The sequence below is a fragment of the Blautia sp. CAG:237 genome (assembly GCF_000436615.1).
In the GTDB taxonomy this organism is placed as follows: Bacteria; Bacillota; Clostridia; order Lachnospirales; family Lachnospiraceae; genus Blautia_A; species Blautia_A intestinihominis.
The window spans coordinates 51,739-71,090 of sequence record NZ_FR886773.1; the positions used below are offsets into that span (position 1 = coordinate 51,739).

Here is a 19,352-nt window from a genome sequence, read left to right on the forward strand (position 1 = left end):
AACGCCGCCCGTAGGGCGGCAGATTAGGGACCGGTGTGTGGGAGACTCATTATCTCTCTTCTAATATCATTTTCAACCTTGGAATCTGATTATTCAAGATCAGTTCCTCCGGGAACATTTCTTCATGCACGAATTCGGCGGCGCAGGTGAAGTCTCCGATGTGTTCTGTGCCGTGGCTGTCGCTGGAGAGGACGATCGGGATGTTGTACTTGCGGCAGCAGCGCAGGATCTCGCGGTTGTTGGTTCGGGTGTCTCCTCGGTAGCCGTAGGGGGCGAGGGAGGCTTCGTTGATTTCAAAGATCACTCCGAATTCTTTTGCTGCGACTGCAAGTGTCTCATAATCTGCCGGGAAATGCGGATTATCGCAATGTCCGAGGATTTTGACGCAGGGATGCTTCATAGCGTTCAGGTAAGCACTTGTATTTTCTTTTACAGAACCACTCTTATAATTTTGCGCGTGCATGCTCGCAATCGCGTAATCCAGTTTGTCAAGAAGTTCATCATTCAAATCTACATGTCCATCAACATCAAGGATATTTAGTTCAACTCCAAACAATAATTCAATCCCAAAGCGTTTCTTGGGAGAATAAGAAAGACTTCTGAAATAAGAAGAAGTTCCTGCGGCAAGTGTGCCAGGTCCATGGTCTGTGATCCCGAGCAGTTTAAGGCCCTTCTTTGAAGCCGCTTTTGCCATATCAGAAACAGTACAGGTCGTTCCGTGCCCGCTTGCGATTGAATGTGTATGTACATCAGAAAGATACATTTTCTCTCCTCCTCTGATCAGAAAAAATTGTCACTGCCAACTTCATTTACAGCAACAAAAACTATACTGACTTCAGTATGGCAGTTCAAAATCCAAAAGTCAACTCAAAAATCAAATTCCAAATAAAAACCAACACAAAACAAACAAAAACCACAACAAAACCCGCACAAAAAACCGATAAATACTGTTGGATTCCGTTGACATGTGAGGGTGGATAGAGTATAATGATTCTATATGAATCGTGGCGTCATAGTGCCTTTTGAAGGTGCCAGTGGCACATCCGCTGATACATATGAGATATGGCGTTTGAGACACCATAAGAAAGGAGAAGTGTGGAGATGTTTAATACCACAGATATTCCAAAGTCATCCAGAATTCCGAAACTGGTTGAGGCACTTTATGCCCACATGCCGGTTATCGAATCTGCAAGGGCGAAGCTTATCACAGAATCGTACAAGGCCACAGAGGGACAGCCTACGATCACCAGACGTGCAGAAGCTTTTGCCCACATTCTCCGTAATATCCCGATCATCATCCGTGACAACGAACTGATTGTTGGAAGCAGCACGATCGCACCGCGAGGATGTCAGACTTTCCCGGAATTTTCCTACCAGTGGCTGGAGGATGAACTGGATACGGTTGAAACGAGGAGCGCAGACCCGTTTTACATTGCTGAGGAGACCAAGCAGGAGTTAAGAGAAGTACATAAATACTGGAAGGGCAAAACCTCCAGCGAACTTGCAACCTCCTACATGGCGCCGGAAGCAATCAGAGCAATCGAACACAATATTTTTACACCAGGCAACTATTTTTACAACGGTGTCGGACATGTAACTGTTAAATATGAAGAAGTTCTTGCAATCGGTTACAAGGGAATCATCGACAAAGCACAGGCAGAACTCGACAGATGTCAGGTTGGAGACGGCAATTACGTCAAGAAATCACATTTTCTTAAGGCAGTCATCCTTTCCTGCCAGGCAGTCATCGAATACGCAGAGCGTTATGCAGAGCTTGCGTCCCAGATGGCAGCAGAGTGTACCGATCCTGTACGTAAACAGGAACTTCTGCAGATCTCACAGAACTGCAGCCGTGTTCCGGCAAATGGAGCAACAAGCTTCTATGAAGCATGCCAGTCCTTCTGGTTTGTACAGCAGCTCCTTCAGGTTGAATCCAGCGGACATTCCATTTCCCCTGGACGTTTTGACCAGTATATGTATCCTTATTATAAGGCAGATCTTGACAAGGGCATCATCACCAGAGAATCCGCACAGGAACTTCTTGACTGTATCTGGGTCAAACTGAATGACCTCAACAAAGTCCGTGATGCAGCTTCTGCAGAGGGATTTGCAGGATACAGCCTTTTCCAGAACCTGATCGTCGGTGGTCAGGACAAGGACGGAAATGATGTTACCAATGACCTTTCTGTTATGTGTATCCTTGCATCTATGCATGTACACCTGCCGATGCCTTCCCTTTCCATCCGTGTATGGAATGGCTCCCCGCACGAACTGCTGATCAAGGCAGCCGAGCTTACAAGAACAGGTATCGGACTTCCGGCCTACTATAATGATGAAGTTATCATCCCGGCACTTCTGAACAGAGGACTGACTCTTGCAGATGCCAGAGAATACAACATCATCGGATGTGTAGAACCGCAGAAAGCCGGCAAGACAGATGGATGGCATGACGCAGCATTCTTCAATATGTGCCGCCCGCTGGAACTCGTATTCTCCAATGGTATGGACAAGGGCGAGCTTGTTGGTATCCAGACAGGCGATGTCACCAAGATGACAACCTTCGAGGAATTTTATGACGCATACAAGAAACAGATGGAATACTGTATTTCCCTTCTTGTAAATGCAGATAATGCGATCGACGTTGCACACGCAGAACGTGTACCGCTTCCATTTGAATCCTGTATGGTAGATGACTGCATCAGCAGAGGAATTTCCGTTCAGGAAGGCGGCGCGATCTACAACTTCACAGGACCGCAGGGCTTCGGTATCGCAAATATGGCAGATTCCCTGTATGCGATCCGCAAACTTGTATACGAAGACAAGAAAGTTTCCATGGAAGAATACAAAGAAGCTCTTGCATGGAACTATGACAAAGGACTTGATGAGCAGTCAGTCAAAGATATCTCCGAGATGATCCTCAAGGGAATGCAGGACGGCGGCATGAATGTCACAGAAGACACAGCCAAAGCAGTCTTTACAACAGTCATGAGACTGAAACCTACAGAGGAGCAGCTTCGCAGATTCACAGAGATCCATCACATGATCGACGAAGTTCCGAAATACGGAAATGCGATCGACGATGTTGACTATTTTGCAAGAGACGTAGCTTATACATACACACGCCCGATGCAGAAATACCACAATCCACGTGGAGGACAGTATCAGGCAGGTCTTTATCCGGTATCAGCAAACGTACCGCTTGGTGGACAGACAGGTGCAACACCGGATGGCCGTTATGCACATACACCGGTTGCAGATGGCGTTTCTCCATCCGCAGGCAAGGATGTCAAGGGACCGACAGCGGCAGCAACTTCCGTTTCCAGACTGGATCACTTCATCGTATCCAACGGAACACTGTTCAACCAGAAATTCCATCCGTCAGCACTGGCAGGAAGGGAAGGACTGGAGAAGTTTGTTTCCCTGATCCAGACCTTCTTTGATCAGAAGGGAATGCATATGCAGTTCAACGTTGTTGACCGTGAGACTCTTCTCGACGCGCAGAAACATCCGGAGAAATATTCTCATCTGGTTGTACGTGTTGCAGGCTACAGTGCACTGTTTACAACACTTTCCCGTTCTCTTCAGGATGATATAATCAGAAGAACAGAGCAGGGCTTCTAAAAGGAAGATATTATGGATTATTTACAGACAAAAGGTCGTATTTTTGATATCCAGAGATATTCGATCCACGATGGCCCGGGGATCCGTACGATCGTCTTTCTGAAGGGCTGCGTGCTCCGCTGCCGCTGGTGCTGTAATCCGGAATCACAGGAATACAAGATCCAGACCATGAAAGTCCTCGGTGAGGACAAGGTGATCGGCAGAGATGTTACAGTAGAAGAGATGATCCAGGTGGTTGAACAGGATCGCCCGTACTACCGGCGTTCCGGCGGCGGCCTGACCCTCTCCGGAGGTGAGAGCCTCTGCCAGCCGGAGTTCGCGAGAGACCTTCTCAGAGCTGCCAAGGAGCGGGGAATCAACACCGCCCTGGAGAGCATGGCATGTGCACCGTTTGAGGTGATCGAGGAAATCCTTCCATATCTTGATCTGTATCTGATGGATATGAAGCATACCAATCCGGCAAAACATAAGGAATTCACTGGTCGCCCGAATGATCTGATGATGGAAAATGCCCGTAAGGTTGCACTTTCCGGCAAATGCAAGCTGATCATCCGAGTTCCGGTTATTCCGACGTTCAATGCGACGGTAGAGGAGATCCAGGGAATCGCATCCTTTGCGAATACCCTGCCCGGAGTAGAGCAGCTTCACCTGCTTCCGTATCACCGTCTCGGACAGGATAAGTACACCGGACTTGGCAGAGAATATCTGATGGATGGCATCCTTCCACCGACCGCAGAGGAGATGAATACCCTCAAGAGAGCGGCAGAGGCAGTAAGCTCCCTGCACGTTCAGATCGGCGGCTGAGGACAATAAAGTTATGTTGCGAAAAACAACAAAAACAACATTCGAGAAACAATAAAAACAACATAAAACAACGATAATTTCTTGACAATCCAGGTTATAAGGAGTAAAATCTTCTTAGAAATAAAACAAAACCCAAGCTATGCCCTGAGGGTTATCCTAATCGCCTCCAGGGTACGGCAAGCCACACTGCTTTAGGAGGAAAATAAGCATGGTAAACGAATTTGAAATCAAAAAACAGATCTGTGACATCGGAAGACGTATCTACAACCGTAACATGGTTGCAGCAAACGACGGAAACATTTCCGTAAAACTGAATGACAACGAATTCCTCTGCACACCAACAGGTGTATCCAAAGGATTCATGACACCAGAGTTCATCTGTAAAGTAGATGCTCAGGGTAACGTAATCCAGGCTAACCCGGGATTCAAACCATCTTCTGAGATTAAAATGCACATGAGAGTATATCAGAAGAGACCAGACGTAGGATCTGTTGTACATGCTCATCCGATCTATGCAACATCCTTCGCTATCGCTGGTATCCCGCTTACACAGCCGATTATGCCAGAAGCTGTTATCGCTCTTGGATGCGTTCCGATCGCTGAGTACGGTACACCTTCCACAATGGAGATTCCGGACAACCTTGAGAAATATCTGCCATACTTCGACGCAGTTCTTCTTGAGAACCACGGAGCTCTTACATGGAGCACAGACCTGAACGCTGCATACATGAAGATGGAATCCGTAGAATTCTACGCACAGCTTCTGTATCAGAGCAAACTCCTTGGCGGACCGAAGGAATTCGACAAAGAAAACATCAAGAAACTGTATGAGATCCGTCGTAAATTCGGTATGCCTGGTAAACATCCTGCAAACCTCTGCCAGAACAAAGACGGCGTAAACTGCCACAACTGCGGTGGAGCATGCCACAACGAAGAATACAAACAGTTCCCAGGATATCAGTATGATTTCGTAGGCGGAGCAGCACCGGCAGCAGAAACTACTACAGCAGCACCGGCAGCTAACGCAGACGCAGAACTGGTTGCAAACATCACAAAACAGGTTATGGCACAGCTTGGCCTGAAATAATTTACGGTCAGATAACCGGTAGACATTAAAGGAGGACAATCTCATGCCAATTAGTGAGAGCATGGTACAGGATATTGTACAGGAAGTAATGGCAAAAATGCAGATTGCAGATGCTCCGACAGGAAAACATGGCGTTTTCAAAGAAATGAACGATGCGATCGAAGCTGCCAAGAAAGCAGAACTGATCGTTAAGAAAATGTCCATGGATCAGAGAGAAAAAATCATCACCTGCATCCGTAAGAAAATCAAAGAAAATGCAGAAGTTCTGGCTCGTATGGGCGTTGACGAAACCGGAATGGGTAATGTGGGAGACAAAATCCTCAAACATCATCTGGTAGCAGACAAGACACCTGGTACAGAGGACATCACAACAACTGCATGGTCAGGAGACAGAGGACTGACACTGATCGAAATGGGACCATTCGGTGTAATCGGTGCGATCACACCATGTACCAACCCAAGTGAAACAGTACTCTGCAATACAATCGGTATGCTGGCTGGCGGAAATACAGTAGTATTCAACCCGCATCCGGCTGCTATCAAGACTTCTATCTTTGCAATCAACCTGGTAAACGAAGCTTCTCTTGAAGCAGGCGGACCGGACAACATTGCAGTAACAGTTGAGAAGCCTACCCTTGAAACAAGCAATATCATGATGAAACATAAAGATATCCCGCTGATCGCAGCAACAGGCGGCCCTGGCGTTGTAACCGCAGTTCTTTCTTCCGGTAAGAGAGGAATCGGAGCCGGAGCAGGAAACCCGCCGGCAGTTGTTGATGAAACAGCTGATATCCGTAAGGCGGCACAGGACATCGTAAACGGATGTACATTTGATAACAACCTTCCATGTATCGCAGAGAAGGAAGTTGTTGCAGTATCTTCTGTAGTAGATGAACTGATGCACTACATGCTGACAGAAAACGACTGCTACCTGGCTTCCAAAGAAGAACAGGACAAATTAACAGAAGTTGTTCTGGCAGGCGGTAAACTGAACCGTAAATGTGTAGGTCGTGATGCAAAGACCCTTCTTTCCATGATCGGAGTAAACGCACCGGCAAATATCCGCTGCATCATCTTCGAAGGACCGAAGGAACATCCGCTTATCACAACAGAGCTTATGATGCCAATCCTTGGTATTGTAAGAGCCAAAGATTTTGATGATGCTGTAGAACAGGCTGTATGGCTTGAACATGGCAACCGTCACTCAGCACACATCCATTCCAAGAATGTTGATAACATTACCAAATATGCGAAAGCAATCGACACAGCAATCCTTGTTAAGAACGGCCCGTCCTATTCTGCACTTGGATTCGGTGGAGAAGGTTACTGTACATTCACAATCGCAAGCCGTACAGGAGAAGGTCTTACAAGTGCAAGCACCTTTACCAAGAGAAGACGCTGCGTAATGTCAGACAGCCTTTGCATTCGCTAATCAGGAGGAAATATTAAAATGGATATGAATAACGTAAATATTGAAGAAATCGTAAAACAGGTTCTTTCCGGAATGACCGGAAATGCACCGGCTCAGACAGCAGCACCGGCAGCTCAGGCTCCGGCAGCACCGACAGCTGATCCGGTAATCCCGAAAACAGCTCATGTTGCAATGCTGACAGCTCTGGAACACTATGAAATCAAAGAATTCCCGATGCCGGAAGTTGGAGATGACGATATCCTTGTTAAAGTAGAAGGATGTGGTATCTGCGGAACTGACGCACACGAATTCAAGAGAGACCCATTCGGTCTGATCCCTGTAGCTCTTGGACATGAGGGAACTGGTGAGATCGTAAAAATGGGTAAAAACGTTAAAGTTGATACAGCTGGAAAACCAGTTAAAGTCGGCGATAAAGTTGTTACATGTATGATCTTCAAGGATGATCCGGAAATCACAATGTTCGACCTCAACAAGAAAAATGTTGGTGGAGCAGATGTATACGGACTTCTTCCGGATGATGATGTACATCTTAACGGATGGTTCTCTGATTACATCCTGATCAGAGGAGGATCTTTTGGATCTACATTCTTCAACGTAAGTGATCTGGATCTGGATTCCCGTATCCTGATCGAGCCATGTGCAGTACTTATCCATGCAGTAGAAAGAGCAAAAACAACAGGAATCCTTAAATTCAACTCAAGAGTTGTTGTTCAGGGATGTGGACCGATCGGTCTTATCTGTATCGCTATCCTTCGTACCATGGGTATCGAAAACATCTGTGCAGTAGACGGAAATGCAAAACGTCTTGATTTCGCTAAGAAGATGGGTGCTGAAGTATCCGTTGACTTTACACAGTACAAAGGCATTGAAGCTCTTACAGAAGCTGTTAAAGAAGCTCAGGGCGGACATCTTGCAGATTTTGCATTCCAGTGTACAGGAAACCCGCACGCTCATGCAAACATCTACAAATTCATCCGCAACGGCGGTGGACTTTGCGAGCTTGGTTTCTTCATCAATGGTGGAGATGCAACAATCAACCCGCACTTCGATCTGTGTTCCAAAGAAATCAACCTGGTTGGTTCCTGGGTATACACACTGAGAGATTATGCAACAACATTTGATTTCCTCAAGAGAGCAAAAGCTATCGGACTTCCGATGTCTGATCTTATCACAGACAGATTCCCGCTTGAGCAGATCAATGAGGCACATCAGACAAACCTTGCAATGACAGGTCTTAAGATCGCGATCATTAATAAATAATCCGGAAATAAAGGAGAAGCAAAATGGCAGAAGCTGTAGGAATTTTGGAAGTATTTGGGCTGGCAACAGCCTTTGTAGCGGCAGATGCAGGTTGCAAGGCAGCCAATGTCCGCCTGGAGGTGTTCGACAAGAACAAACCTGCAAATGCTGACAGCCTGCCAGTACCGCTTCTGGTATGCATCAAATTCCGTGGAAGCGTTGAGGATGTTACCGCAGCTGTGGAAGCAGGAATGGCAGAAGCAAACCGGAGAACTGGTGTAGTGCAGCACTACGTAATACCGAATCCGACAGAGGATACGGTCAAGATGCTGAAAATCAGCGCCCTGGATAAAAGCTGACGCAGCTTAGATCCTGGTACAGTAATTAATTAAACAGATGATTCAGGAGGAAGAAATCATGGCACAGGAAGCTTTAGGAATGGTAGAGACCAGAGGACTGACAGCTGCAATCGAGGCAGCCGATGCAATGACAAAGGCAGCAGAAGTTGCACTGGTAGGAACTGAGAAGATCGGATCCGGACTGGTAACAGTTATGGTACGTGGTGATGTAGGAGCTGTCAAAGCAGCAGTAGAGAGCGGAAGCGCAGCAGCATCCAGACTTGGAGAGCTGGTAGCTACTCACGTAATCCCGAGACCACACACAGACGTAGAAAAAATTCTTCCAAAGATCTGATCTTAGCAGAATACATACAGATCAGTCAAAAGGAGTTCGCTCATGAATAAAGCATATGGTTTTATTGAGATCACAGGTGTTGTTGCCGCAATCAACGCGCTCGACATTATGTGCAAAACTGCAGACGTTGAGCTGGCGTCATGGGAACGTAAGCTGGGCGGACGACTGGTAACTCTTATCATACAGGGCGATGTATCAGCGGTGAACGAAGCAGTTGAAGCCGCTGTTGCAGGCGCGATTAAGAAACCGGCAAGTTATGCAGTGATCGCACGGCCGCACGAGGAGATCGTCAAACTCGTAGAGCTGAGTGCGAGCCGATGGAAGAAGAAAACACAGGAAGTAGCAGACAATTAGTTACTGTTTATAGGGAATATCCCGCGAGGTGTTTTGCCATGAATATGGCAAAATCCCGAGACATGCAGGGCAAAATGCTATCACCGTAGGTGATTTGGAATGCATTTTGACCAAGTTGCTGTGAACGAAGTGAACAGTAACCAGAATTAATTTTTATTTATCCATAAGGAGGATATGATCATGACACAGGAAGCATTAGGAATGGTAGAAACCAGAGGACTTACAGCAGCTATCGAAGCAGCAGACCAGATGTGCAAAGCAGCTAACGTTGCACTTGTAGGAACAGAGAAGATCGGATCCGGACTGGTAACAGTTATGGTACGTGGAGACGTAGGAGCTGTTAAATCTGCAGTAGAGAGCGGAAGCGCAGCAGCATCCAGACTTGGAGAACTCGTTGCTACACACGTAATCCCGAGACCAAACACAGACGTAGAAAAAATCCTTCCGTCAATCAAATAACCAAAGATCCTGAAAACGGAAGAAAGCAGGTGTAATCTTGGAATCAAAGAATATCGAACTGATCACAAAGATGGTCATTGACGCCATCAATCAGTCAGAAGAAAAAGGCAATGGCTTCATGGTTCCGATCGGAGTTTCCGCAAGACACGTTCACCTGACACAAGAGCACGTAGAGACATTATTCGGACCTGGATATCAGCTCACCAAGAAGAAAGATCTGATGGGCGGACAGTTCGCATCAAACGAAACTGTTACGATTATTGGTCTGAAACTCCGTGCGATCGAGAACGTCCGTGTACTCGGACCGGTCCGCAGTGCAACACAGGTTGAGGTATCAGCAACAGATGCCATCAAACTTGGAATGAATGTTCCGGTACGTATGTCCGGTGACATTGCAGGAAGTGCACCGATCGCGATCGTTGGACCGAAGGGCGCCATCTATCTCAAAGAGGGATGTATCGTGGCTATGCGTCACATCCATATGTCTCCTAAGGATGCACAGGCAGCCGGTGTCAAGAACGGTGATATCGTTTCTGTCAAGGCAGATAACGAGCGCGGAACTATTTTCAATCATGTTGCGATCCGTGTAGACGACAGCTTTACACTGGAAATGCACATTGATACAGATGAAGCGAATGCAGCAAAGATTGCCACAGGCAATACAGTTACCATCATAAAGTAAATACGAATCTCCTGGATCAGCCGGTAGCGTATGCCACCGGCATTAGGGGATTATATAATAATGCGGAGGCACACACATGATAGTAGGTAAAGTAGTTGGAAGCGTGGTTTCCACGCGGAAGAGTGACAAATTAATAGGACAGAAATTCATGATCGTGGAGCCGGTGCATCATATGAAAGCTGACTTATCCCAGATTGTCGCAATCGATATTATCGGAGCAGGAATCGGGGAGTATGTATTGGTGGCACAAGGAAGCGCAGCAAGGATTGGCTGCGGTGAAGAAACAGCACCGATCGATGCCGCAATAGTCGGAATCATCGATGATGGTGCAGGATTGGAGTAACGCCATGGAAATCAAAGATTTACAGAAAATTATACAGGACAGTGGCGTCGTAGGCGCTGGTGGAGCCGGTTTCCCGACATACGCCAAGCTTACTGACAAGGCGGACACAATTCTTATGAACTGTGCAGAATGTGAACCATTGCTGAAACTTCACAGACAGTTACTTGAAAAACATGCATATGAGATCATGAAAACTTTCCATATGGTTATGGAAACCGTTGGTGCTTCACAGGCAATCATCGGAATCAAGAAATCCTATGTTCAGACGATCAAGGCACTGCAGCAGCATATTGAGGAATTCCCCGGCCTGAAGATCCATCTTCTTGATGAAGTGTATCCGATGGGCGATGAAGTTGTGCTGATCTATGAAGCTACAGGACGTGTTTGCAGACCTGGCGGACTGCCGATTGAGCAGGGCGTCATTGTATTCAACGTAGAGACGATCTACAATGTATATCAGGCAGTGACATCACAGAAGCCTGTAACAGAGAAATACGTGTCTGTAGTAGCAGAAGTCGGTCATCCTGTAACAGTCAAGGTTCCGCTGGGCTGTACACTGGATGAAGTAGTAGCACAGGCTGGTGACATTACCACAAAAGATCCTGTTTATTTTGTAGGCGGACCGATGATGGGACGCATTGGCAACGGATCAGATCCGGTGACCAAAACAACAAACGCAGTTCTCGTTCTTCCACACGATCATCAGATCGTCATGAAGAAAAGAAGAACTTCAGCAATCGACTTAAAACGTGCAGCATCTATTTGCTGCCAGTGTAATACCTGTACAGACCTTTGCCCGAGACATAACCTCGGACACCCGATCGACCCGGCACGCTTTATGAGAGCAGCATCTGCCGGAGATTTCAGAGATGTAAATCCATACATCAATTCCGCATTCTGCAGTTCCTGCGGTGTATGCGAAATGTATGCCTGCCCGCAGAGTCTTGCACCAAGATCACTTCTTGCAGACATGAAGGGCGGACTTCGTAAAGCAGGTATCAGACCTCCTCAGGGAGTTCAGCCGGTACCGGTTAAACCTTCAAGAGAATATCGCAAGGTTCCGGAAGAACGTCTGATGGCCCGTTTAGGACTGACAAAATACGACAAGGACGCACCGATGGACGAGAACGTAGTTCCGGTATCCAAGGTTAAGATCCTTCTGAGCCAGCATATCGGAGCACCGGCACAGGCAATTGTGAAAACAGGCGACACAGTAACAAAGGGACAGATGATCGCGCAGCATGCTGACGGATTAAGCGTAAGCATCCATGCAAGTATCTCAGGAAGAGTAACTGAAGTAACAGATCGCCATATCATAATCGCAGCAAAGTAGAAAGGACGTGCAGAACATGAGTAAAGCAATCGGAATGATTGAATTTAAAACGACTGCCACAGGTATCACAGCAGCAGATACCATGGTAAAGACCTCTGATGTAGAGATCGTCGAGGCACAGACCGTATGTCCGGGAAAATATATTGCAATTATCACAGGCGATTTAAGTGCAGTAAAAGCCGCTGTTGACGCAGCAGTAACCACATATGAGGACAAATGTATCGACAGCTTTGTACTTGGTAACCCGCACGAATCCCTTTTCCCGGCAATGTATGGAACAACACAGGTAGAAGGAATCAGTGCTCTGGGAATTCTGGAGACATATGATGCCGCTTCCATTATCGAAGCAGCAGACCAGGCAGCCAAGACTGCGATCGTAGACGTTATCGAACTTCGTATCGCAAAAGGTATGTGTGGAAAATCCTACATGCTTCTTACAGGAGAAGTTTCAGCAGTAGAAGCTTCCATCGAGAAAGCAAAAGAATTCGTGGCAGAAAAAGGTATGTACCTGGATTCATCTGTCATTGCACATCCGGATAAACGAATGATGGATTCTCTTTTATAAAAAATAAATGTTCTCAAAAGGGGGCAAAGTAAATGCTGGCATTAGAAAGACGGAATTTAATTCTGGAGAAACTTCAGACAGAAAAGAAGGTCGTAGTAAGCGAACTCAGTCAGCTCTACGAAGTTTCAGAAGAAACGATCCGCCGCGATCTTGACAAGCTCGAAAAGGAAGGGCTTGCTATCAAAAGCTATGGCGGTGCAGTCATAAACGAGGATGTAAGTATCGATTTGCCCTTCAATATCCGCAAAAACCAGAACGTAAGCGGAAAACAAAAAATGGCGGAGATTGCCGCCTCTCTGGTGCAGGAGGGAGACCACATTTTTCTTGATGCAAGTACCACAGCTGTCTTTGTAGCAAAAGCACTTAAGGAGAAAGAGCGTCTCACTGTAATCACAAATTCCATGGAGATTCTTCTTGAACTTTCTGACGTATCCGGCTGGAATATTATTTCAACCGGAGGTGTCATGAAAGAAGGATATCTTGCATTCCTGGGCTCCAGAACAGAGGAGTCGATCCGGTCCTATTATGTAGACAAGGTCATTATCTCCTGCAAGGCACTGGATCATGAGTGGGGAATCATGGAATCAAAGGAATCCTTTGGCACAACAAAAAAAGCCATGATCGCATCAGGGCGTGAGAAGATTCTGGTTGTAGACAGCACAAAATTTGATCAGACCGCTTTTTCTGTAGCAGGAAAACTGCGGGATGTAGATGTGGTTGTAACGGACAGGAAACCATCAGACAAATGGATGGGTTATTTCAAAGATGCAGGCGTAAAATGTCTCTATCCTGACATGCAGCCATAGAAAGGGAGCAACAGATATGAAGACCTTTGAAATGAAAACAGCGATTCATTTTGGAGAGAATGCACTGGAACGTCTTGAGAACATTCCATACAAAAGAGTTCTGATCATTACAGACCCATTTGTAGTGCAGAGCAAAATGATTGATCTGATTACCAGACCTCTGGAAAAAGCTGGTAAGGAATATGATATTTTCCATAACGTTGTACCGGATGCACCGGTCGACAAAATCGCAGACGGAGTTAAGAAATTCCTGAGCTATCAGCCGGAAGCAATCATCGCAGTTGGCGGTGGTTCTGCAATTGACTCTTCCAAGGCAATCCGTGAGTTTGCCCTGAAGATCAACCATTACGGCGAGGTTGGACTGATCGCAATTCCGACCACAAGTGGAACAGGATCAGAAGTAACTTCTTTTGCAGTTGTAAATGATACCGAAGCAAAAGTTAAATACCCACTGGTTTCTGACAGCCTGACAGCTGATGAAGCGATTCTGGATGCAGAGCTTGTTAAGAGCGTACCTCCGGCGATTACAGCAGATACAGGAATGGATGTGTTCACACATGCACTGGAATCCTATGTAAGTACCGGACATAACGAATTCTCAGCAGCACTCGCAGAGAAAGCAATGGAAATCTGCGGAGTATTCCTCCTCAGAGCATATCTCGACGGAAGTGATATGCACGCAAGACAGAAGATGCACGTGGCCTCCTGTCTGGCAGGACTTTCCTTTAACACAGCGGGACTTGGTATCACACACAGCATGGCCCATCAGCTTGGTGCGATGTTCCATATTCCTCACGGAAGAGCAAACGCGATGCTCCTTCCTCACATTGTGGAATTCAATGCGAACATCAACAAGAGAAGCAGAAGCCAGAAGACATATCTTCCTGCAGTAGAACGATATGCGTTAGTTGCACACATCCTGGGACTGAGCAATTACAACCAGGTTATGAGTGTACGTTCTCTTGTGAACTGGATCCAGTTCATGCAGAAGGAAATGAATATTCCGATGACTATCCAGGAGCTTGGTACCATCACTCCAGATGCATATTTTGCAGCAGTGGATAAGATGGCTGAGGCGGCACTTGCGGATGCCTGCACACCAACGAACCCACGAACACCGACCAAAGAAGATATCATCAAGATCTACACCAAACTTTGGTCCTTCTAAATCAAAAATGACATGGGAGATGCCGAGATGAGCATTTATACAACAAACGGTGACAAGGGGACTACGAACCTTGTCCGTACAAAAAATGTCTCCAAGTCAGATGACCGTATTCAACTGGTAGGAACGATTGATGAGCTGACCAGTCATCTTGGACTTATCAAGACCATGATGGATAAAGCTGAGGATATCCACTTTCTTGAGGATATCCAGAAGAATCTGAATACGATCGTATCAGGCGTGGCAGATCCTTTTAACAGAGAGTTCAGGACAGAAGATGATCAGACAGGACAGCTTGAAGACGAGATCGATCGTCTGGATGGCCTGTTCAGCTGCCCGAAGGAAGAAAATATCCTTCCGGGCAGCAGCCGTCTGTCAGCAGAACTGGATATCGCAAGGGCAGTTGCAAGGAGAGCGGAGCGTGATCTGGCAGCTGTCAGTGTGAAATTCGGAGCAGACAACGGCGCAAAGAAATACATGAACCGTCTGAGTGATTATCTGTATATCATGGCCAGATATACAGAAACCACAGAGCAGCCGGTACAAAACCAGGAAGAAAGCAGACCTTCCGGTGGAAAAGAGGCAGAACCAGTGGCAGCAGTACAGACTCCGGCGACAAGCGAGGCAGTGATCCAGGAAGTTCTCAAACGAATGGGAATCCAGGGACGGATCACTCTGGACAGCGCAAAGCGCCTGATAGACAAAATCGAACAGGAAGCAGCGCGTCGTGGCAAGAAAGCGGTGATCGCGGTCTGCGGTCCGGATGGAAATCCGATCGCAGTCCATGTCATGGACGGAGCATTCCTTGTAAGTTTTGATGTAGCCACCAAGAAAGCCTACACAGCAGTCGCAGTCAAGATGTCTACGAAGGAACTCAGTATCCTGGCACAGCCGGGAGGAACTTTTTACGGCGTAGACAAGATGGATGGCGGCAGGATCGTGATCTTTGGCGGCGGTGTACCACTTAAGGTTGGAGATACGATCATCGGAGGCCTAGGAATCAGCGGAGGAACCGGTGAGGAGGATCACAGCCTGGCAGAGTATGGATTATCTGTCCTGAATGAAGTACTGTAAATAAATGTTTGACATAAGGAAAAGAATCTGTTTCAATGATGTACAGGAAACAGGTTCTTTTTTTATGAGAAAAACTTCATAAGCAGACAAGGCAGGAAAGAGAGTAATTGAATTGATGACAGACGAGAAATATGACATTTTAAAAAGATATTTTGGATATGATACCTTCCGTGAAGGACAGGAACAGGTGATTGACGAACTGCTTTCCGGCAGGGATGTGCTTGGTGTGATGCCGACAGGTGCAGGGAAATCTTTGTGCTATCAGATCCCGGCATTGATCTTTTCGGGGATCACGCTGGTCATTTCCCCACTGATCTCTCTCATGAAAGATCAGGTGCGGGCGTTGAATGAGGCGGGTGTCCACGCGGCATATCTCAACAGTTCACTGACGCAGGGACAGTATTACAAGGCTTTGTCACTGGCAGTAGAGGGAAGATATCCGATCATCTACGTGGCACCGGAGCGGCTTCTGACAGATTCGTTCCTTTCATTTGCGGTGAATGCAGATATCGCGATGGTTGCTGTGGATGAGGCACACTGCGTTTCACAGTGGGGACAGGATTTCCGGCCAAGTTATCTCAAGATCACAGAATTTATTGAGAAACTTCCGAAGCGCCCGGTCGTGGCAGCATTTACGGCGACTGCAACGAAAGAAGTCAGGGGTGATATCCAGAATATCCTTATGTTAAAGACACCTTATGTCGTGACTACTGGATTTGACAGGAGCAATCTCTTTTTTCAGGTAGAATCACCGAAAGATAAATACGCAGAAGTGAAGAATTACATAGAGCAGCACCCGGACGAGAGCGGGATCATCTACTGCCTGACCAGAAAACTGGTGGAAGAAGTCTGTGGGAAACTGATCCGGGACGGATTCCGCGCGACGCGTTATCATGCCGGACTTTCCGATGAAGAACGACGCATCAATCAGGATGATTTTATCTATGACCGCAGTCCGATCATGGTGGCGACAAATGCGTTCGGAATGGGAATCGATAAGCCGGATGTCCGCTACGTCATCCACTACAATATGCCGAAAAACATGGAAAGTTATTACCAGGAGGCAGGAAGGGCAGGACGTGACGGAGAGCCGTCAAAATGCATCCTTCTGTACAGTGGACAGGATGTAATCACAAATCGCTTTTTCATTGAAAATAATCAGGACAATGAGGAACTGGATGATGCTACACAGGAACTGGTCATGCAGCGCGATGAAGAGCGACTGCGGCAGATGACTTTTTACTGCTTCACACATGACTGTCTGCGGTCCTATATTCTGAGATATTTCGGAGAATACGGTGCAGCCTACTGCGGAAACTGTTCCAACTGCCTGACAGAATTCGAAGAAAAAGATGTCACCGAAGAGGCAAAAGCAATCGCGGAGTGCATCAACAGCAGTCATCAGAGATACGGTGTGAATGTGATCCTGGACACCTTGCACGGCGCAAATACTGCCAAGATCCGACAATACCATATGGAAGAAAATCCTTCCTATGGAAAACTCTCCAAAGTCCCGGCCTATCGTCTGCGCCAGATCTTCAACGAACTTCTGGTGCAGGATTACCTGCGGCTCTCAGACGACGGCTATACGATCGTGAAGTTTGGCCCGCGGATCGGTGAACTTTTGGCGCAGGACAGTACGATACAGATGAAACTTCCAAAAGAACAGGAAAAGAAACCAAAAGAAAAGCTATCCCGGAAACGCAAAGCACCGGTCAGCGGACTCACCGAAGAAGACCAGCCGCTTTTCCAGAAACTCCGTGAACTCCGCACCGAGATCGCCCGCCGGGAGAAGATCCCGCCGTATATGGTATTTTCAGACAAGACACTGATCCACATGTGTATCCTGAAGCCAGTAGATAAGGAAAGAATGCTCCAGGTAACGGGAGTTGGAGAACATAAATATGAGAAGTACGGCAAAGAATTCGAAATCAGGATAAAAGAACTCATATAAAATGTAAAACTCAGGGTTATTATGTGCCCTGAGTTTTGTTACATCATGAGATAGAGTTAGGAACGCTTATATTTCCCAGGCGTCATCCCCTTGTACTTCTTGAATGTTCGAATAAAGTAGCTCAGATCATTGAACCCATTCCGATAAGCGATCTCCGTGATCGAATCATCCGTAGTCGACAACTGATAACACGCCTGCTCGATCCTCTGATGGTTCAGATAATCCATCGGCGTCTGATGTGTCATCTCAGAGAAAAATCTGCAGAAATACTTCGGAGACATGGATACGGAAGAGGAAAGCTGCTGAAGAGTAAGGGGGGAGGCATAGTTGTGTTCGATAAAGTCAAGTACCTGTTTCAGCTGCAGGATACGCTTGTAATCACGCCGCGTTCTGGTAACGCTTTCCAGGTAGTAATGATTGCCAAAAACAATACCGAAAAAGTGGTAAAATTGTCCAATAACGGTCATTTCATATCCGGATGGCCGCATCCAGAGAGCATCAAAAATACTGTTCACAGTGGCACAGATTTCCTCAGATGCCGGGGTGAAATGATGATAAATAAGGATTTCCTGATGAATAATTTTCTGCATATAGGTTGAACAGACAGAATTATATTTCAGAAAAGTATTTCCGTCAAAAACAATACACTGATACACACAATCCTCGGGAATCCCGCTGTGCAGGATGCCGCTGTGTATAAAAATGATATCTCCCGCTGTTGCTGTGAAGCTTTTTTCGTCTAAAGTGACAGAGAGAGAACCCTTCAGGATGCGTATGATCTCATATTCGACATGCCAGTGATAGGACATGACATAGCGGGGGTGATTCGGTTCTATATGATGAAATTCAAATGGAAATTCATAAGTTCCCCTCAGGCGGTCTTCGTTGTGGTCCAGATCATGCAAAAAAATCTCCTCCTTATATGGTTTTTGCTAAAAAATCATATTTACAGTCAAAAAAGTGAATATTGTACTACTTTTTGCCATTATAACACAAGTAATTATCACTTGGCAATTGTATACTATGAAGTATAGAAAACAAGGGAGCTTTTTGTGGACTGTTCACAGTTGTTGTCAGAAACTCCCAATAGACAATTACTTATAATGGAGGTAATTTAGCATGGCAAAGAGCAGATTAGTAGGCAGCTATCCGGTTATCGGTATCAGACCAACAATTGATGGACGTAGAGGAGCCCTGGACGTAAGAGGATCTCTTGAAGAGCAGACAATGAACATGGCTAAGTCCGCTGCAAAGCTTTTTGAAGAAAATTTAAAATATTCCAACGGTGAGCCGGTTAAGGTTGTTATCGCTGATACAACAATCGGACGTGTAGGTGAGAGTGCAGCATGTGCTGATAAATTCCGCAAAGAAGGCGTTGATATCACAGTTACAGTTACACCTTGCTGGTGCTATGGTGCAGAGACAATGGATATGGATCCGCAGACAATCAAAGCTGTATGGGGATTCAACGGAACAGAGAGACCTGGAGCAGTTTATCTTGCATCCGTTCTTGCTACACATGCACAGAAGGGACTTCCGGCATTCGGTATCTATGGACATGATGTTCAGGAAGCTGATGATACATCTATCCCGGAAGACGTTAAAGAAAAATTACTCAGATTTGGACGTGCAGCAGTTGCAGCAGCTTCCATGAGAGGAAAATCCTATCTGCAGATCGGTTCCGTTACAATGGGTATCGGCGGATCTATCATTGATTCCGATTTCATCGAATCCTATCTTG

At 46.4% G+C, this 19,352-nt stretch carries 19 protein-coding genes and 1 pseudogene; 18 read left to right on the forward strand and 2 right to left on the reverse strand.

From position 1 onward, the window contains the following. Nucleotides 1–49: 49 nt before the first annotated feature. Nucleotides 50–763: a phosphatase gene (locus tag QZL69_RS13705; protein ID WP_022215761.1), complete on the reverse strand. Its 714-nt coding sequence runs from the start codon at nucleotides 761–763 to the stop codon at nucleotides 50–52. A 338-nt stretch (nucleotides 764–1,101) separates the two neighbouring features. On the opposite strand from QZL69_RS13705, the gene QZL69_RS13710 reads away from it, so the two are divergent. The 17 genes from QZL69_RS13710 to recQ all read left to right on the forward strand — a co-directional run bounded on the left by QZL69_RS13710 (nucleotide 1,102) and on the right by recQ (nucleotide 17,611). Beyond that, nucleotides 1,102–3,621: a glycyl radical protein gene (locus tag QZL69_RS13710; protein ID WP_022215762.1), complete on the forward strand. Its 2,520-nt coding sequence runs from the start codon at nucleotides 1,102–1,104 to the stop codon at nucleotides 3,619–3,621. 12 nt (nucleotides 3,622–3,633) lie between these two features. Next, nucleotides 3,634–4,425 carry a glycyl-radical enzyme activating protein gene (locus tag QZL69_RS13715; protein WP_022215763.1) on the forward strand — a complete coding sequence of 264 codons (792 nt, stop codon included), beginning with the start codon at nucleotides 3,634–3,636 and terminating at the stop codon, nucleotides 4,423–4,425. 208 nt (nucleotides 4,426–4,633) lie between these two features. Next, a complete protein-coding gene (locus tag QZL69_RS13720; RefSeq protein ID WP_022215764.1) occupies nucleotides 4,634–5,512 on the forward strand; it encodes a class II aldolase/adducin family protein in 879 nt (292 codons plus the stop codon). 43 nt (nucleotides 5,513–5,555) lie between these two features. Beyond that, nucleotides 5,556–6,944: an aldehyde dehydrogenase family protein gene (locus tag QZL69_RS13725; protein ID WP_022215765.1), complete on the forward strand. Its 1,389-nt coding sequence runs from the start codon at nucleotides 5,556–5,558 to the stop codon at nucleotides 6,942–6,944. Nucleotides 6,945–6,962: 18 nt separating this feature from the next. Continuing rightward, the gene (locus QZL69_RS13730; RefSeq protein WP_022215766.1) at nucleotides 6,963–8,204 is read left to right on the forward strand and encodes a zinc-dependent alcohol dehydrogenase; all 1,242 of its coding nucleotides are present in this window, start codon (nucleotides 6,963–6,965) and stop codon (nucleotides 8,202–8,204) included. A gap of 23 nt (nucleotides 8,205–8,227) precedes the next feature. Next, nucleotides 8,228–8,542, forward strand: coding sequence for a BMC domain-containing protein (locus QZL69_RS13735; protein WP_005427726.1), 315 nt, complete (start codon nucleotides 8,228–8,230; stop codon nucleotides 8,540–8,542). A gap of 58 nt (nucleotides 8,543–8,600) precedes the next feature. Then, complete coding sequence (gene pduA / locus QZL69_RS13740; RefSeq protein WP_022215767.1) at nucleotides 8,601–8,876, forward strand: propanediol utilization microcompartment protein PduA; 276 nt, start codon at nucleotides 8,601–8,603, stop codon at nucleotides 8,874–8,876. A gap of 42 nt (nucleotides 8,877–8,918) precedes the next feature. Next, a complete protein-coding gene (locus tag QZL69_RS13745) occupies nucleotides 8,919–9,230 on the forward strand; it encodes a BMC domain-containing protein (RefSeq protein WP_022215768.1) in 312 nt (103 codons plus the stop codon). Between the two features lie 180 nt (nucleotides 9,231–9,410). Next, nucleotides 9,411–9,689 carry a BMC domain-containing protein gene (locus QZL69_RS13750; RefSeq protein ID WP_022215769.1) on the forward strand — a complete coding sequence of 93 codons (279 nt, stop codon included), beginning with the start codon at nucleotides 9,411–9,413 and terminating at the stop codon, nucleotides 9,687–9,689. 70 nt (nucleotides 9,690–9,759) lie between these two features. Next, nucleotides 9,760–10,371 (forward strand): phosphate propanoyltransferase, encoded by a 612-nt coding sequence (locus tag QZL69_RS13755; protein ID WP_417192168.1) that lies wholly within the window; start codon nucleotides 9,760–9,762, stop codon nucleotides 10,369–10,371. Between the two features lie 76 nt (nucleotides 10,372–10,447). Next, complete coding sequence (locus QZL69_RS13760; RefSeq protein ID WP_022215771.1) at nucleotides 10,448–10,714, forward strand: EutN/CcmL family microcompartment protein; 267 nt, start codon at nucleotides 10,448–10,450, stop codon at nucleotides 10,712–10,714. Nucleotides 10,715–10,718: 4 nt separating this feature from the next. Next, on the forward strand, nucleotides 10,719–12,047 hold the full coding sequence (locus QZL69_RS13765) for a 4Fe-4S dicluster domain-containing protein (protein WP_022215772.1): 1,329 nt from the start codon (nucleotides 10,719–10,721) through the stop codon (nucleotides 12,045–12,047). Nucleotides 12,048–12,063: 16 nt separating this feature from the next. Continuing rightward, entirely contained in the window at nucleotides 12,064–12,612 is a 549-nt protein-coding gene (locus tag QZL69_RS13770) for a BMC domain-containing protein (protein WP_022215773.1), read from the forward strand. 32 nt (nucleotides 12,613–12,644) lie between these two features. Next, on the forward strand, nucleotides 12,645–13,418 hold the full coding sequence (locus QZL69_RS13775) for a DeoR/GlpR family DNA-binding transcription regulator (RefSeq protein WP_022215774.1): 774 nt from the start codon (nucleotides 12,645–12,647) through the stop codon (nucleotides 13,416–13,418). 16 nt (nucleotides 13,419–13,434) lie between these two features. Further along, complete coding sequence (locus tag QZL69_RS13780) at nucleotides 13,435–14,586, forward strand: 1-propanol dehydrogenase PduQ (RefSeq protein ID WP_022215775.1); 1,152 nt, start codon at nucleotides 13,435–13,437, stop codon at nucleotides 14,584–14,586. A gap of 27 nt (nucleotides 14,587–14,613) precedes the next feature. Then, entirely contained in the window at nucleotides 14,614–15,657 is a 1,044-nt protein-coding gene (locus tag QZL69_RS13785) for a cob(I)yrinic acid a,c-diamide adenosyltransferase (RefSeq protein ID WP_022215776.1), read from the forward strand. Between the two features lie 115 nt (nucleotides 15,658–15,772). After that, the gene (recQ, locus tag QZL69_RS13790) at nucleotides 15,773–17,611 is read left to right on the forward strand and encodes a DNA helicase RecQ (protein ID WP_022215777.1); all 1,839 of its coding nucleotides are present in this window, start codon (nucleotides 15,773–15,775) and stop codon (nucleotides 17,609–17,611) included. A 56-nt stretch (nucleotides 17,612–17,667) separates the two neighbouring features. Here recQ and QZL69_RS13795 read toward each other — a convergent pair whose 3' ends face one another. Beyond that, on the reverse strand, nucleotides 17,668–18,516 hold the full coding sequence (locus QZL69_RS13795) for an AraC family transcriptional regulator (RefSeq protein WP_022215778.1): 849 nt from the start codon (nucleotides 18,514–18,516) through the stop codon (nucleotides 17,668–17,670). Between the two features lie 214 nt (nucleotides 18,517–18,730). Between QZL69_RS13795 and fucI the strand changes: the two are divergent. Next, a pseudogene (fucI, locus tag QZL69_RS13800) lies at nucleotides 18,731–19,352 on the forward strand (L-fucose isomerase); the annotation flags it as partial.

Excerpts from the sequence above, each read along its gene's own strand:
- QZL69_RS13705 (WP_022215761.1), bottom strand. The coding sequence starts at position 763 with ATGTATCTTTCTGATGTACATACACATTCAATCGCAAGCGGGCACGGA.
- QZL69_RS13710 (WP_022215762.1), top strand. The coding sequence starts at position 1,102 with ATGTTTAATACCACAGATATTCCAAAGTCATCCAGAATTCCGAAACTG.
- QZL69_RS13715 (WP_022215763.1), top strand. The coding sequence starts at position 3,634 with ATGGATTATTTACAGACAAAAGGTCGTATTTTTGATATCCAGAGATAT.
- QZL69_RS13720 (WP_022215764.1), top strand. The coding sequence starts at position 4,634 with ATGGTAAACGAATTTGAAATCAAAAAACAGATCTGTGACATCGGAAGA.
- QZL69_RS13725 (WP_022215765.1), top strand. The coding sequence starts at position 5,556 with ATGCCAATTAGTGAGAGCATGGTACAGGATATTGTACAGGAAGTAATG.
- QZL69_RS13730 (WP_022215766.1), top strand. The coding sequence starts at position 6,963 with ATGGATATGAATAACGTAAATATTGAAGAAATCGTAAAACAGGTTCTT.
- QZL69_RS13735 (WP_005427726.1), top strand. The coding sequence starts at position 8,228 with ATGGCAGAAGCTGTAGGAATTTTGGAAGTATTTGGGCTGGCAACAGCC.
- pduA (WP_022215767.1), top strand. The coding sequence starts at position 8,601 with ATGGCACAGGAAGCTTTAGGAATGGTAGAGACCAGAGGACTGACAGCT.
- QZL69_RS13745 (WP_022215768.1), top strand. The coding sequence starts at position 8,919 with ATGAATAAAGCATATGGTTTTATTGAGATCACAGGTGTTGTTGCCGCA.
- QZL69_RS13750 (WP_022215769.1), top strand. The coding sequence starts at position 9,411 with ATGACACAGGAAGCATTAGGAATGGTAGAAACCAGAGGACTTACAGCA.
- QZL69_RS13755 (WP_417192168.1), top strand. The coding sequence starts at position 9,760 with ATGGTCATTGACGCCATCAATCAGTCAGAAGAAAAAGGCAATGGCTTC.
- QZL69_RS13760 (WP_022215771.1), top strand. The coding sequence starts at position 10,448 with ATGATAGTAGGTAAAGTAGTTGGAAGCGTGGTTTCCACGCGGAAGAGT.
- QZL69_RS13765 (WP_022215772.1), top strand. The coding sequence starts at position 10,719 with ATGGAAATCAAAGATTTACAGAAAATTATACAGGACAGTGGCGTCGTA.
- QZL69_RS13770 (WP_022215773.1), top strand. The coding sequence starts at position 12,064 with ATGAGTAAAGCAATCGGAATGATTGAATTTAAAACGACTGCCACAGGT.
- QZL69_RS13775 (WP_022215774.1), top strand. The coding sequence starts at position 12,645 with ATGCTGGCATTAGAAAGACGGAATTTAATTCTGGAGAAACTTCAGACA.
- QZL69_RS13780 (WP_022215775.1), top strand. The coding sequence starts at position 13,435 with ATGAAGACCTTTGAAATGAAAACAGCGATTCATTTTGGAGAGAATGCA.
- QZL69_RS13785 (WP_022215776.1), top strand. The coding sequence starts at position 14,614 with ATGAGCATTTATACAACAAACGGTGACAAGGGGACTACGAACCTTGTC.
- recQ (WP_022215777.1), top strand. The coding sequence starts at position 15,773 with ATGACAGACGAGAAATATGACATTTTAAAAAGATATTTTGGATATGAT.